Source organism: Thioalkalivibrio sp. AKL6 (genome assembly GCF_000376905.1).
Lineage (GTDB): Bacteria > Pseudomonadota > Gammaproteobacteria > Ectothiorhodospirales > Ectothiorhodospiraceae > Thioalkalivibrio > Thioalkalivibrio versutus.
Genome location: NZ_AQXS01000009.1, coordinates 303056 through 317422, shown reverse-complemented (window position 1 = coordinate 317422; position 14367 = coordinate 303056). Strand labels below are relative to the sequence as shown.

At 67.7% G+C, this 14367-nt stretch carries 15 protein-coding genes; 2 read left to right on the top strand and 13 right to left on the bottom strand.

The window, feature by feature from the left end; genetic code table 11:
* Window positions 1–17: 17 nt before the first annotated feature.
* The 9 genes from D575_RS0106725 to purE form a co-directional block, all read right to left on the bottom strand.
* Window positions 18–821: a triacylglycerol lipase gene (locus D575_RS0106725; protein WP_018145154.1), complete on the bottom strand. Its 804-nt coding sequence runs from the start codon at window positions 819–821 to the stop codon at window positions 18–20.
* A 9-nt stretch (window positions 822–830) separates the two neighbouring features.
* Window positions 831–2318 carry an anthranilate synthase component I gene (trpE, locus tag D575_RS0106720; protein WP_018145153.1) on the bottom strand — a complete coding sequence of 496 codons (1488 nt, stop codon included), beginning with the start codon at window positions 2316–2318 and terminating at the stop codon, window positions 831–833.
* 94 nt (window positions 2319–2412) lie between these two features.
* A complete protein-coding gene (locus D575_RS0106715; protein ID WP_018145152.1) occupies window positions 2413–3096 on the bottom strand; it encodes a phosphoglycolate phosphatase in 684 nt (227 codons plus the stop codon).
* A 23-nt stretch (window positions 3097–3119) separates the two neighbouring features.
* Window positions 3120–3809, bottom strand: coding sequence for a ribulose-phosphate 3-epimerase (rpe, locus tag D575_RS0106710; RefSeq protein ID WP_018145151.1), 690 nt, complete (start codon window positions 3807–3809; stop codon window positions 3120–3122).
* A gap of 193 nt (window positions 3810–4002) precedes the next feature.
* Entirely contained in the window at window positions 4003–4326 is a 324-nt protein-coding gene (locus D575_RS0106705; RefSeq protein WP_018145150.1) for a c-type cytochrome, read from the bottom strand.
* Between the two features lie 454 nt (window positions 4327–4780).
* Complete coding sequence (locus D575_RS0106700; RefSeq protein WP_018145149.1) at window positions 4781–5446, bottom strand: energy-coupling factor ABC transporter permease; 666 nt, start codon at window positions 5444–5446, stop codon at window positions 4781–4783.
* 2 nt (window positions 5447–5448) lie between these two features.
* A complete protein-coding gene (locus tag D575_RS0106695) occupies window positions 5449–6066 on the bottom strand; it encodes a class I SAM-dependent methyltransferase (RefSeq protein WP_018145148.1) in 618 nt (205 codons plus the stop codon).
* Entirely contained in the window at window positions 6063–7244 is a 1182-nt protein-coding gene (locus D575_RS0106690) for a 5-(carboxyamino)imidazole ribonucleotide synthase (RefSeq protein WP_018145147.1), read from the bottom strand. Before D575_RS0106690 ends, D575_RS0106695 begins: the two co-directional genes overlap by 4 nt.
* Window positions 7241–7750, bottom strand: a complete 510-nt coding sequence (purE, locus tag D575_RS0106685) for a 5-(carboxyamino)imidazole ribonucleotide mutase (protein WP_018145146.1) — start codon at window positions 7748–7750, stop codon at window positions 7241–7243. The genes D575_RS0106690 and purE overlap by 4 nt, the downstream gene beginning before the upstream one ends.
* A gap of 291 nt (window positions 7751–8041) precedes the next feature.
* Here purE and D575_RS0106680 point away from each other — a divergent pair, with 291 nt between their 5' ends.
* Window positions 8042–8938 carry a phosphoribosylaminoimidazolesuccinocarboxamide synthase gene (locus tag D575_RS0106680; protein ID WP_018145145.1) on the top strand — a complete coding sequence of 299 codons (897 nt, stop codon included), beginning with the start codon at window positions 8042–8044 and terminating at the stop codon, window positions 8936–8938.
* Complete coding sequence (gene bioD / locus D575_RS0106675; RefSeq protein ID WP_018145144.1) at window positions 8935–9654, top strand: dethiobiotin synthase; 720 nt, start codon at window positions 8935–8937, stop codon at window positions 9652–9654. Before D575_RS0106680 ends, bioD begins: the two co-directional genes overlap by 4 nt.
* Here the strand turns inward: bioD and D575_RS0106670 are convergent.
* From D575_RS0106670 to D575_RS0106655, 4 genes are all read right to left on the bottom strand, one after another.
* Window positions 9594–10373 carry a lipid-binding SYLF domain-containing protein gene (locus D575_RS0106670; protein ID WP_018145143.1) on the bottom strand — a complete coding sequence of 260 codons (780 nt, stop codon included), beginning with the start codon at window positions 10371–10373 and terminating at the stop codon, window positions 9594–9596. The genes bioD and D575_RS0106670 overlap by 61 nt on opposite strands.
* 131 nt (window positions 10374–10504) lie before the next feature.
* Window positions 10505–11569 carry a class II fructose-bisphosphate aldolase gene (fba, locus tag D575_RS0106665; protein ID WP_018145142.1) on the bottom strand — a complete coding sequence of 355 codons (1065 nt, stop codon included), beginning with the start codon at window positions 11567–11569 and terminating at the stop codon, window positions 10505–10507.
* Window positions 11570–11647: 78 nt separating this feature from the next.
* Entirely contained in the window at window positions 11648–13078 is a 1431-nt protein-coding gene (pyk, locus tag D575_RS0106660; protein WP_018145141.1) for a pyruvate kinase, read from the bottom strand.
* Window positions 13079–13115: 37 nt separating this feature from the next.
* Entirely contained in the window at window positions 13116–14294 is a 1179-nt protein-coding gene (locus D575_RS0106655; protein ID WP_018145140.1) for a phosphoglycerate kinase, read from the bottom strand.
* Window positions 14295–14367: the final 73 nt, after the last annotated feature.

The following is a 14367-nucleotide window of genomic DNA, read 5'->3' as shown; positions in this document are numbered from 1 at the left end:
GGCGAAACCGTGCGCCTTCATCGGGGCAGCAATAGCGCCACCAGCAGGGTGCCGTCGGCGGCCTCCAACCGGTGCCCGCCAGGGCTGGGCAGGGTATGCGCCCGTCCGCGCAAGGCCGGGAGACGGTTCATGTCCTGACTGGCGGCATCCACCCATGGGTCGGCCAGCCGCACCACCGATACATAGCGGATGGGCGGATGCTCCCGCGTGTTCAGCCACTCCAGGTGCGTCGCATCCGGCGAGCCGCCCTCCGGCCCCCACAGCCCCTCGCGCCGGTGCAGCCCCTGCATTCCGGCGAACGGGGCGTACAGCCCCAGCGGGGAATCGGCCAGCGCATCCGTCACCGAACGCGCCAGCGCGGACCAGCCGCCCCCCGCATGCGGCGCGGAGAAGGTCACCAGGGTGGAGATGGCCGGGTGCGGCTGACGCACCAGCAGCTCGCGCGCCACGACCCCGCCGGTGGAATGCCCGACCAGCACCAGCTCGCGGCCGGGGTGGCGCCGGGTCAGACCATCGACCACCTGGCCGAGCGCCCGCGCCCGTTCCGGTGGAGCCACAGCGGTCGGCAGATCCACGGTATAGAACTGGCGTGCGGCGGGGTCGGGAGCTCGCTCGAAGTGCGCAGCGCCCACGTTTGCACGGGCACGCCCGCCATCGGCATAGCCGGCGGCGTTCAGGGCCGCGGTGAACCCGGCCTGGCGAAAACCGTCGCCGCGATCCCAGCCCCCGGGTACCAGCACCACGATCTGCGCCGCCGCCAGCCCCGGCAACAGCCAGAGCCCGAGCACCAGCAACAGGATGCGAAGGCCACCGCACCGCATGACCGGCCCTCAGTCGCGGTGGCGCCGGGGCCCCAGACCACCCAGGGCAGTCTCGGCCGCACGCACCACCGCGCGCCCCTTGTTCAGGGTCTCCTGCCACTCGTTTTCCGGCACCGAGTCGTGGACTACACCGGCCCCGGCCTGGATGTGCAACTCGCCGTCGTGCAGCACGGCGGTGCGGATCGCGATCGCGGTGTCCATATTGCCCGACCACGAGAGGTACCCCACCGCACCGGAGTAGGGCCCGCGCTTGACCGGTTCCAGCTCGTCGATAATCTCCAACGCGCGGATCTTCGGTGCCCCCGAGACGGTCCCGGCCGGGAAGGTCGCACGCAGGACATCCATCGGCGAGTGGCCCGGGGCCAGCCGCCCCTCCACGTTGGAGACGATGTGCATCACATGCGAGTAGCGCTCGATACTCATGGTGTCAGTCACCTCCACCGAGCCGATCTCGCAGACCCGGCCGACGTCGTTGCGCCCCAGATCGATCAGCATCAGGTGCTCGGCACGCTCCTTTGGATCCGCCAGCAGTTCGGCCTCCAGCGCGCGATCTTCCGCCTCGGTACGCCCACGCGGGCGGGTGCCGGCGATCGGACGCACCGTCACGCAGTCGTCCTCCAGGCGCACCAGGATCTCCGGCGACGCACCGACCACGTGGTGATCGTCCAGGTCGAGGTAGTACATGTAGGGCGACGGGTTCAGCGCCCGCAGGGCACGGTAGAGGTTCAGCGGCGGTGCGGAGAACGGCACGCTCATACGCTGTGCCAGCACCACCTGCATCACGTCGCCGTCCATGATGTATTCCTGCGCCCGCTTGACGGCGGCCTGATAGCCCTCGGCCGACCAGCCGGACACATACTCCGGCACCGCGTGTGGATGCGGCGGATCCTCCGGCGGTACCAGCGGCTCGCCCAGGCGGGTCTCCAGCTCGTCCAGGCGGGCGGCGGCCACGGCCTGGCCACCGGCCTGGGTCGTATCCGCATGGACCACCAGATACAGCCGCCCGGAGAGGTTGTCGTAGACCACGACCTCCTCGGAGACCATCAGCAGGATATCCGGCAACCCCAGGGCATCCGGCTTCTCCGGCCCCTCCAGGCGCGGCTCGATCAGGCGCACGGTCTCGAACCCGAAATAGCCGACCAGGCCACCGGTGAAGCGTGGAAGCCCCGGCAGCTCCGCGGCCTTGAAGCGCGCCTGATAGGCCTCGATCCAGGCCAGCGGGTCCGTCTCGGTGGTCTGCTCCATCACCGCGCCGTCGGTCTCCACGGTGATGTCGTGGCCATGCACGCGCACCCGGGTGCGCGCCGGCAGGCCGATGAAGGAATACCGCCCCCAGCGCTCCCCGCCCTGCACGGACTCGAACAGGTAGGAATACGGCCGGTTGGCCAGCTTGAGGAAGATGGACAGCGGGGTCTCGAGGTCCGCCAGGACCTCGCGCACCAACGGGATGCGGTTATAGCCCTCGCGGGCCAGCTGATCGAACTGTTCGGGGGTCATCACAACGGTTCCAGACAAAGGGGATGGATGGCGCGGCGTTTCATTCGCCGTCTCGCCATCGCCCCGTTGTCCGGTCCGTTGCCGACATCACGGATCACGCCGCCCGGGCGGGCAGCAGGTCCGGCAGCTCGTCCAGCCGATCGAGCACCGCGTCCGGGTGCTCGTCGCGGATATCCTTGCCGTGGTTGTAGCCGTAGGTCATGCAGACGATCTGGAAGCCGGCCGCGCGCGCGGCCTTAACGTCGCTCTTCGAGTCCCCGACCATCAGCGCCTCGGACGGATCCACGCCGAGCTTGTCGGCCGCGTGCAGCAGCGGCGCCGGATCCGGCTTCTTCTGCGGCAGGGCGTCGCCGGCGACCACGATCTCGAAGTCGTCGAGGATGCCCTTCTCGCGCAGCAGCGGCACGGTGAAGCGCTCGGCCTTGTTGGTCACGCAGCCCAGGCGGTAGCCCGCGGCCTTGAGCTGGTCCAGCCCCTCGCGCACGCCCGGGTAAAGCGGCGAACGCCCGGCGGTGTTCTCCTGGTAGATACGCATGAACACGGGCAGCGCACGTGCGAACTGCTCCGCGTCCGGCTCGCCGTCGAGGTCGTTGACCAGCGCACGCTGGACCAGCCGTTCCACGCCGTTGCCGACCCAGTTGCGCACGGCCGGCTCGCCGCGTTCGGGCAGGCCCAGCTCGCGCATCATCGCATCCACGCTAAAGGCCAGGTCCGGCACACTGTCAATCAGCGTGCCGTCCAGGTCGATCAGGATCATGCGGGGGCGTTTCAGGGACATCCCGGTCTCCGGTAACCGTCGATTCAGGCCTTGGCCAGCTCGTCGCGCATCTGCTGGATGATGCTGTCGTAGCGGTTCGGGTCGGTGTCGCTGCCGGCGCCGAAGATCGCGGACCCGGCCACAAAGGTATCGGCACCGGCGGCCTTGATCTCGCGGATATTGTCGGCCTTCACGCCACCGTCGATCTCGAGGCGGATATCACGCCCGGAGTCATCGATCATCTTGCGCGCGGCGCGCAGCTTGTCCAGCGTATTCGGGATGAACTTCTGGCCACCAAAGCCCGGGTTCACCGACATCAGCAGGATCATGTCGACCTTGTCCATCACGTACTCGAGATAGGACAGCGGGGTTGCCGGATTGAACACCAACCCGGCCTTGCAGCCCTCGGCGTGGATCAGCTGCAGGGTGCGGTCGATGTGATCGGAGGCCTCCGGATGGAAGGTGATGTAACTGGCACCGGCCTGGGCGAAGTCCGGGATGATGCGATCCACCGGCTTGACCATCAGGTGCACGTCGATCGGCGCGGTCACGCCGTGCTTGCGCAGGGCATCGCAGACCAGCGGACCGATCGTCAGATTGGGCACGTAGTGGTTGTCCATCACGTCGAAGTGCACGGTGTCGGCACCGGCCGCCAGGACGTTGTCGACTTCCTCGCCCAGGCGGGCGAAGTCGGCGGAGAGGATGGACGGAGCGATGAAATCGGGTTGTGCCATGGAAAGCCTCGCAGGGATCGCTGGTGAAGCAGGGCCGACCGTCGACCGTGCTCTCGGAATCGCCGAACTTTACCGGATGCCAGGATGCCAGGCAAAAGCCAGTGGTCGCAGCGGGCGGCACTCCAACGCAAACGGGCCGGGGAAACCCCCGGCCCGTTTGCTGCCTTCGCTTGCCTCTACCAAGGCGCCCGGATCAGTTGAACTCGGTCGCGATGTAGTTGGACAGGTTGGCGATGTCGTCGTCGCTCAGGCCCTGGGCCTGCGGACGCATCAGCGCGGTATGATCACCGACTTCCTCGCCGGCGCGATAGCGCTCCAGCAGGCTGGCCACGGTGTCCGCGTCCTTGCCGGCCAAGGCCGGGAAGATCGCCTGCCCCTTGCCCTGGGCACCGTGACAGCTGGCACAGGTGTTCTGGTACTTGGACTGACCCGCCTGGATATCGGCGGCCTGGGCCGCACTGGACAGCATCAGGACACTGCCGGCAATACCGGCCAGCACGAACAGCTTGGTTTTCATTATTGTAGTCTCCTCGTTCAAGTTCCTGGGCGGGGTCGTCGCCCCGTCTTGATGCAAACGTTAGCAGGGCTTTCCTGAATGGTGCATTAACATAGAACCAAACAGGGAAATAGCCACAGGCCGCTCCATGGAGCCATTCGATCGGTCGGAGAATGCGGGCCGAAGCCTTCCCAGGGAAACACTGATCAATGAACGCGTTCGCGTTGGTGCCCCAGGTTTTCCGAGACAAGGCGCGGCGCGCAGCCGGTAGTGGTTCTACCGGCAAGCGGCGCAACGCAGAATCGGGGAACCTGGGGCACCAACCCCACAACCAATTGAATGCAGGGGCTCGGCCGCTTTTGCGTGGGAACGGCGTTGCGGCTCCCTTGTGCAGAATGACTGCACGGCAGTCACCGCGCCTTGTTCGCACGCAAAAGCGACTCGAGCGCGAACGCGTTCATTGATCAGTGTTTCCCTAGCGTCCGTGGATGTAGCGCTCGTCCGACCAGGTCGCCAGCCACTCGGGACGCACCATGACCAGGCCGGTAATCACGATCCCGTTGATCACCGCCTCGGGCAGCACCAGCAGGGCCAGGTAGCGCAGGTAGTCGCGATGGATATCCGCCCAGGCGAGCTCGGTGAACAACCCGTAGATCGCCGCCGAGGCCAGCACGGTGGCAACCACCGAAAGCGCCCCGCCGAGGAAACCGACCGCGTAGAGGTAGATGAACATGTGCGCGGGCAGACGCGCCTCGGACAGCCGCAGCAGGCCCCAGGTGACCGCGACCGGCAGGATGCCCGCCAGCAGCACCGTCAACGGGAAGGCGGCTAGCGGGAGCACGCCGAACAGGCCGAGGATCGCCACTACCAGGAAGACCATCAGGATCGCCAGCTGCCAACCGAACATCAGGGTCACGGTGGCCATACCCAGAAAATGCAGGGCCAGCCCATCCAGGGCCTGCGCCCGCAGGCTCCAGATCAGCAGCAGGCACAGCGTGGCGATCACGAACAGCTGGGCGCGGCCGGGCACGAAGAAGGTCTCCCAGGGCATGCGCCGCAGCATCACCAGCATGCCGCCACCCAGCAGCACGGCGGACAGCACCCGGAGCGCAACCGGCAGTTCGCCCGCCCCCTCGACCATGCTCAGTCGGGCTCGCGCACCGCGGCCGCGACAGTGTACTCGCGGCCCTGCTTGACCTTGTCGTAGTTGCCGAACACTTCCTTGAACCCCTTCTCGATGAACCGCCGCAACCCGGTAATAGTTACGACATAGATGCGTCCACCCGGGTTCATCTGCTCGTGGGCGTCCAGCAGGTAGGTGTAGAGCATCTCGCGCCCCACCTTGGCCGGCAGGTTCGAGGTGACCAGATCGAAACGCCGGTCACGGATCTGCGCGAAGCCGTTGCTGGTCACGCAGTCCACATTGGTGATGCCGTTCAGCTCGGCATTGCGCCGGCTGTACTCCACCGCGAGGAAGTTGGTGTCCACCAGCGTGCAGTGTCCCTGCGAGGCCTTGCGCGCCAGCGTCAGGCCGATCGGGCCATAGCCACAGCCCAGATCCAGGCAGGCATCGGTTGGCTCCACCTCGATGCGCTCCAGCAACATCCGCGTGCCATCGTCGATGCGGCGCGGCGAGAACAGGCCCCAGGTCGTGCGGAACCGCAGGTGTTCTCCGGCCAGCGTGTCCTCGAACTCCAGGTCGCGCTTCAGCTCCGCCTGACGGGTACGCCGCGCCTGGATCGTGGGGAAGCCCTCCTTCATGCCATCCCTCCGTCCACAGTCCGCCCCACAGCCTTGGCCAGGCCCTGCCACAGGGCCTCGGCGGTGGCGGCCGCGGCGCCGGCGTCGTCCTCGCCCGGCAGACCGAGCACGTTGACGTGCCCCATCTTGCGGCCGGACCGGGCCTCGGCCTTGCCATACAGATGCAGCCGCGCGCGGCCGGCAGCCAGCACGTCTTGCCAGTCGGGTTCCGCTGCGGCGGGCCACAGGTCACCCAGCAGGTTCACCATCGCCACCGGGGTCGTCAGCAAGGCCGGGGCCAATCCCAGCCCGCAGACCGCGCGCACCTGCTGCTCGAACTGGCTGACGGTGCAGGCATCCTGGGTGTAGTGCCCGGAGTTGTGCGGACGCGGCGCGATCTCGTTGACCAGCAACTCACCCTCCACCGTGAGGAAGAACTCCACCGCCAGCAACCCCTGGTAATCGAGCTGCTCGGCAATGTGCCGGGCGATCGCCGTGGCGCGTTCGCGCGGCTCGTCACCGACTCGGGCCGGCACCCGCGTCAGGTGCAGGATGCCCTCGTGATGGGTGTTTTCCGCCACCGGAAAGGCCTCGTTCGATCCGTCCGCGGTTCGCGCCACCAGCACCGAGAGCTCGCGCTCCAGCTCGACCTGGGCCTCCAGCACGGAGTCCACCAGTCCCAGCTCCGCATGCGCCGCGGGCAACTCGCCGGCCTGCGCCAGCCGGACCTGGCCCTTGCCGTCATAACCCAGGCGCGCAGTCTTCAGGATCGCGGGGAACGTCGGCCCTCCCGCGTCCGCTCGCACTTCGGGCGTCTGGCCGGCCAGGACCGCCTGCCAGGGAGCCACCGCCACACCGATCTCGCCGAGGAAGGCCTTCTCCTCCAGGCGATCCTGGGCAATGCTCAGGGCGCGCGGCCCCGGGCGCAGACAGGCGCGGGCATCCAGCCACTCCACGGCCGGGCGCGGGATGTTCTCGAACTCGGTGGTAATGACCGCGCAGGCCCCGGCCAGGGCCTGCAGCGCATCGGGGTCGTCGAAGGCCTGGCACAGGTGCCGCGCCGCCACTCGCCCGGCCGGGCTCGCCGGGTCCGGGTCCAGGACCCATACGGGATAGCCCATTCCCTGTGCGGCCTCCACGAAATAGCGGCCGAGCTGCCCGCCACCGAGCAGCCCGAGGGTCGCAGGGGGCTGGATCATGACGGGTCCGGTGGCAGAGTCTGCCCCAGCACGGCCTGACTCTGGGACTGGCGAAAGGCATCCAGACGCTCACGCAGATCGGGATCGTGGTTCGCCAGCATCGCGGCGGCGAACAAGGCGGCGTTGGCCGCGCCCGCCTCGCCGATCGCGAAGGTCGCCACGGGGATGCCGCGCGGCATCTGCACGATGGACAGCAGCGAGTCCTGCCCCTTCAGGTGGCGCGAGGCAACCGGCACCCCGAGCACCGGTACCGGCGTCTTGGACGCCAGCATCCCCGGCAGGTGCGCCGCCCCGCCGGCCCCGGCGATAATCGCCTGCAGGCCCCGCTCGCGCGCCTGCTCGGCGTACTCGAACAGGAGATCCGGTGTTCGGTGAGCCGACACCACCCGGGCCTCGAACGGGACCCCGAGTTCGTCCAGCACATCCACCGCCCGCTCCATGGTCGCCCAGTCGGAGGTGCTCCCCATCACGACGCCCACGCGAGGCGCCGCCGAATTGCCTGCCATCTCAGTCATGGCCCGAACGATAGCGACCCCGGCCCCACCCGACAAGCCATGCGCACCACGAAGCGCTCCCGGACGCGCAGAAAAGCCCGATCAAGGAGCGATCCACAGGGAGACCCAGAGGCCGGAAGGCCTCACTGGTGAGAGCGAAGCGGGGGGCGTGAATGGCCGGAGGATAAGGCGCGACGCGCCCATGCGCTTGCTGCCGATCGTCGCGTCTCCTTGTGGATCGCTTTTCTTCGTGTCTTCGTCCGCTTCGTGGTGCGCAAGGCCCGCGCCCGGTAGAATCGCGGCATGACTGACACCCTGCTTGAAAGCCACATCCCCGACCTCGAACTCGTCCATCGCGGCAAGGTGCGCGATCTCTATGCGGTGGACGCCGACCACTGGCTGATGGTCACCACCGACCGCCTGTCCGCCTTTGACGTGATCCTGCCCACGGCCGTGCCCGAGAAGGGCCGGGTGCTGACCGAGATCACGCAGTTCTGGATGCACAAGGTGGAGCGCGAGCTGGGCATCCCCAACCAGCTGACCGATATCCCGCTGGAACGGGTGATCCCGGACCCGGCCATTCGCGCCCCGCTGGAAGGACGCAGCCTGGTGATTCGGCGGCTCGAGGCCCTACCGGTGGAGGCGGTGGTACGCGGCTACCTGATCGGCTCCGGCTGGAAGGACTACCAGGCCAGCGGCGCGGTCTGCGGCATCCCGCTCCCGGCCGGCCTGGAGCTCGCCTCGAAGCTCCCCGAGGCGATCTTCACCCCCAGCACCAAGGCCGACGTCGGCGACCACGATGCCAATATCGACTTTGATGCCGTGGTGGCGACCATCGGCGCGGAACGGGCCCGACAGGTGCGCGACGCAGCACTCGCGATCTACGCGATGGCGCGCGACTACGCGGCCGAGCGCGGCATCATCATCGCCGACACCAAGTTCGAGTTCGGCGTCGATGCCGCCGGCACCCTGCATCTGATCGACGAGGTCCTGACCCCGGACTCCTCGCGCTTCTGGCCCGCCGACCGCTATACACCGGGCACCAGCCCCGAGTCTTTCGACAAGCAGTACGTACGCGACTACCTCGAGACCCTGGACTGGGACAAGCAGGCGCCCGGCCCCGAGCTGCCCGCCGAAGTGGTGGAACAGACCGCCGCGCGCTATCGCGAGGCCCTGGAGCGCCTGACCCGCGACGCATGAGCCCGACACAGACAGGAGCGCCCCCGCAGGGCCTGTTCGTCACCGGCACCGATACCGGCGTCGGCAAAACCTTCGTCAGCTGCGCGCTGCTGGAACTCTGGCGGGACCATGGGCTGCGGCCGCAACCGCGCAAGCCGGTGGAATCCGGCTGCCCGCCGGGCCCCGATGGGCTGCGGCCCGAGGACGGGATGAACCTGACCCGCGCGGCGGGCCTTCCGGACGCCGCCATCGAGCAGGTCACGCCCTGGCGCTTCCCCGATGCCATCGCCCCGGACCAGGCCGCCGCGAACCAGGGCGTGCGCCTGACGATCGCGGAGCTGGCCGCGGCCTGCGCCCCCGACGGCACGGGCCCGCGGCTGGTGGAGGGTGCGGGGGGCTTCTACTCGCCGCTGTGTGCCGATGGGCTGAACGCGGACCTCGCCGAGGCCCTCGGGCTGCCGGTCCTGCTGGTGGCGGAGGACCGGCTGGGCACGCTGAACACCTGCCTGCTGACCCTGGAGGCCCTGGAACGACGCGGCCTGCAACTGGCCGGGATCGTGCTGAACCGGCGCCGGGTGGATGCCGACCCGCGCCTCGACAATGCGGCCGCGCTGCGTTCACGCACGAGCGCCCCGATCATCGAGTCAGCGGAAGGAATCACCCGCGCGGCGCTGGTTCAGAAGCTCTCCACCTCGAAGTTGTCCGGGCGCACGCCGCCGGAGGACTCACGCTCCTGACCGCGGTCCTCGGAGGCCGCAGGGGCTTCCTCTTCGTCAACACGGAACCCGGCCAGGGTCTCGCGCAGGGCACGGGTCCCCTCGCGGTCGACGCGGCGGCTCTCGATGATATGCACCGGGCGCTGGGACTCGCCGTAATACGCCTCGTTGAAGTCGTCGCGCACGGTCATGCGCGAGCCGGACAAGCTCATGCCCAGATAGGCACCCCGCGCCCGCGAGTAGGACAGGAAGTCGGCCGTCGGGGTGGCACTCCGGCCCGCGCCGACCGGACCGGCAGCCACCGAGGCGTCGCCCCCCAGACGGATCGCGGACCCGAACATCGAGTCCACCGCATCCTGGGTGCGCGCGACCATCACCACCTCGGCGGCATCACCACCGAACTGCATGCCGAAGCTGACCGAACCGAGGGAGTAGAACGCCACCGGCGAGTAATCGCCGCGCTCGTCGTCCCAGGCCAGGAACACGCCGATGCCGCCGGAGCCTCCGATCAGGAAGGCCCCGCGAGCCACGCGCGGGAAGATCACCACGCCGCGGGCGTCGCGCAGGTCCTCTTTAAGGGACTCGTACTCGGGGTGGGTCGCCATGTTCTCCACCGTCGCCTGGGCGCGATCGATGATGTCCTGCGGATCGATCTCGCGGCTGAACGGGTTCGCGTGAGCGCTCCCCACCATGGCGGCAAACACCAGCGTCGTCAGGCAGAAAAGGATCAGTCGTTGCATCGTGGAAACCTCCAGAAAGGCCAAGGGAGACGCGGCCGCGCGAATGCGTCGGCGTCTCCCTAACGAATACATTCATCATGGCACAAAAAAAGGGGGCCGAAGCCCCCTTTTTCGTGCTGCAATCCGCAGGATTAGTTGACCTTGGGATCCAGCTCGCCGGACAGGTAGCGCTTGACCATGTCGTCCAGGGAGATCGGCTTGATCTTGGACGCCATGCCGGCGCAACCGAAGGCCTCGTAACGGGCCTGGCAGAGGTCCTTCATCGCGGCGGTCGAGGCCTTCAGGAACTTGCGCGGATCGAATTCCTTCGGGTTCTCGGCCAGGAACTTGCGCACCGCACCGGTGGAGGCCATGCGCAGGTCGGTGTCGATGTTGACCTTGCGCACGCCGTGCTTGATGCCTTCCTGGATCTCTTCGACCGGCACGCCGTAGGTCTCGCCCATGTCGCCGCCGTACTTGTTGATGATCTGCAGCCACTCCTGCGGAACGGAGGAGGAGCCGTGCATGACCAGATGGGTATCCGGGATGCGGGCGTGGATCTCCTTCACGCGCTGGATGGCCAGGATGTCACCGGTCGGCGGACGGGTGAACTTGTAGGCGCCGTGCGAGGTACCGATGGCGATCGCCAGGGCGTCGCACTTGGTGTTCTTCACGAAGTCGGCAGCCTCGTCCGGGTCGGTCAGCAGCTGGTCGTGGGACAGCTGGCCCTCGGCGCCGGAACCGTCTTCCTCGCCGGCCATGCCGGTTTCCAGGGAGCCCAGGCAACCCAGCTCGCCTTCCACGGACACGCCACAGGCGTGAGCGATCTCGGAGACCTTGGCGGTCACGTCACGGTTGTAGTCGTAAGAGGCCGGGGTCTTCATGTCAGGCATCAGGGAGCCGTCCATCATCACCGAGCTGAAGCCGGACTGGATGGAGCGCAGGCAGACTGCCGGCTCGGAGCCGTGATCCTGGTGCAGCACAACCGGGATGTCCGGGTACTGCTCGATGGCGGCAATGATGTTGTGGCGCAGGAAGGGCTCGCCGGCGTACTTGCGGGCACCGGCGGAGGCCTGAATGATCACCGGGGAGTCGACCGCAGCGGCCGCTTCCATGATCGAATGGACCTGCTCCATGTTGTTGGCGTTGTACGCCGGCATGCCATAGCCATGCTCGGCGGCATGGTCCAGAAGCTGGCGAAGTGAGATTAGAGCCATGGATTCCTCCTTACGGGATTCGGACTGAGGTAGTGAAAAAGTCGATTATCTGGCTGGCGACTGCGGGCGGTGCGCGGTTCAGGCCAGTTCGCCGACGCGCACGATCTTCATGGCGTTGGTGCCGCCATGCTCGCCCTGCAGGTCGCCCTTGGTAATGATGACCAACTCGCCATCCTGCACGACGCCCTCGGCCTTGAGCAAGTTCACCGCCTCACGGTTCACGCTTTCGTGGCTCTCGGGGATCGGCTTCAGGGTCACCGGATAGACGCCGCGATAAAGCGTCATGCGGCGGCTGGTGGATTCGTGCTGGGTGAGCGCGTAGATCGGGATGCCCGAGCTGATGCGCGACATCCACAGCGCCGTGGATCCGGACTCGGTCAGCGCGGCGATCGCGGAGACATCGAGATGGTTGGCGGTGTACATGGTGGCCATCGCGATGGCCTCGTCGACCCGGCCGAAGGTCGAATCCATGCGATGGTCCGACTGGCGTGCGGCGCGCTGGCGCTCGGCAGCCTCGCAGATCCGGTCCATGCTGGTGACCACGCGCGCAGGATAACGCCCGGTCGCGGTCTCGCCAGAGAGCATCACCGCATCCGTACCGTCCAGCACCGCGTTGGCCACGTCGAATACCTCGGCGCGGGTCGGGATGGGGTTCTGGATCATGGTCTCCATCATCTGGGTCGCAGTGATGACCAGACGATTGAGGCTGCGCGCGCGCGTGATCAGGGTCTTCTGCACCCCCGGGAGCTCGGCGTCACCGATCTCCACGCCCAGATCGCCGCGGGCGATCATGATGACCTCCGAGGCGGCGATGATCTCGTCGATCACCTCCAAGGCCTCGGAGCGCTCGATCTTGGCGCAGATCCCGGCCTCCCAGCCGGCATCCTTCAACAGGCCCCGCGCCAGGTGCAGGTCCTGGGCGGAACGCGGGAACGAGACGGCCAGGTAGTCCACCTGCAGCTCGGCCGCCAGGCGGATATCGTCGCGGTCCTTGTCCGTAATCGCGGGCGCAGACAGGCCGCCGCCCTGGCGGTTGATGCCCTTGTTGTTGGACAGCTCGCCGCCGACCTCGACGGTGGTCTCGATCCGGCTGCCATTGACCGCCGTGACCTTGAGCACGATACGACCGTCATCCAGCAGCAGGATGTCGTCCGTGCGCACGTCGTCCGGGAGGTCCTTGTAGGTCAGGCCGACCTGGGTGGCATCGCCCGCGTCGCGATCCAGCTCGGCATCCAGCGCGAAGGGCGCGCCCTCTTCCAGCTGCACCTTGCCCTGCTGGAAGCGGTCGATGCGGATCTTGGGGCCCTGCAGGTCGCCCAGGACACCGACGCAACGGCCGGCGCGCTCGGAGGCGGCCCGCAGCCGCGCCAGGCGCTGGCGGTGGTCATCCGGATCGCCATGCGAGAAATTCAACCGGACCACATCCACACCGGCCCGGATGATGGCCTCCATGGCCTCGTCGCTGTCCGTTGCCGGCCCCAGCGTGGCTACGATCTTGGTACGTCTCATCCGCGCGTGTCTCCGTCAGCGGGAAAGGACAAGGGCCTCAGCCCTTGGCCCGTTCTTCCAGGATGGCGACGGCCGGCAGGGTCTTGCCCTCGAGGAACTCGAGGAAGGCGCCGCCGCCGGTGGAGATGTAGCTGATGCGATCCGCCAGGTTGTACTTGTCGATCGCGGCCAGGGTGTCGCCACCCCCGGCGATGGAGAACGCATTGCTCTCAGCGATCGCCTCGCCCAGGGCCTTGGTGCCGCCGGCGAACTGATCGAACTCGAACACGCCCACCGGGCCGTTCCAGACGATGGTGCCGGCATTGCGCAGGGCCTCGGCGTAGGTGGCCGCGGTCTCGGGGCCGACGTCGAAGATCATGTCGTCGTCCGCAACGGCGTCCACGGCCTTGGTCTCGGCCGGGGTGGATTCGGAAAACTCCTTGCCCACGGTCACGTCGGTCGGGACCGGGATCTCGCCGCCCTTGGCGCGGGCGGCCTCCATCAGGCGCTTGGACTCATCGACCAGATCCGCCTCGTACAGCGACTTGCCGACACCATGGCCCTGGGCCGCGATAAAGGTGTTGGCGATGCCGCCACCGACGATCAGCTGATCGACCACCTTGGACAGCGACTCCAGCACGGTCAGCTTGGTCGAGACCTTGGAGCCACCGACGATTGCCACCAGCGGGCGCTTCGGGGTCTCCAGGGCCTGCCCCAGGGCCTCCAGCTCCTTGGCCAGCAACGGGCCGGCGCAGGCCTGCGGGGCGAATTTGGCCACGCCATGGGTGGAGGCCTGGGCGCGGTGGGCGGTACCGAAGGCGTCCATCACGAACACGTCGCACAGCGCCGCGTACTTCTTGGCCAGCGCCTCGTCGTCCTTCTTCTCGCCGGCGTTGAAGCGCACGTTCTCGAGCAGGATCACCTCGCCCGGCTTGGCATCCACGCCGTCGAGGTAATCCCGAACCAGGCGCACTTCGCGACCGAGCAGGCCACCCATATGCTCGGCGACCGGGGCCAGAGAGTCCTCCTCGGAGAACTCGCCCTCGGTCGGGCGGCCCAGATGCGACATCAGCATCACGGCCGCGCCGGCGTCCAGGGCCTTCTGCACGGTCTCGAGGCTCGCGCGGATACGGGCGTCGGAGGTGACCTTACCGCCCTTCACCGGGACGTTGAGATCCTGACGCACCAGCACACGGCGACCCTGCAGGTCGAGATCGGTCATCTTGATGACAGACATGGGAGTACCTCTCGAAATACGGTTGGAAAGAGAAAAGGCTTCGGGCAAGCCCCCGCAGGGACTGGCCCCAGAC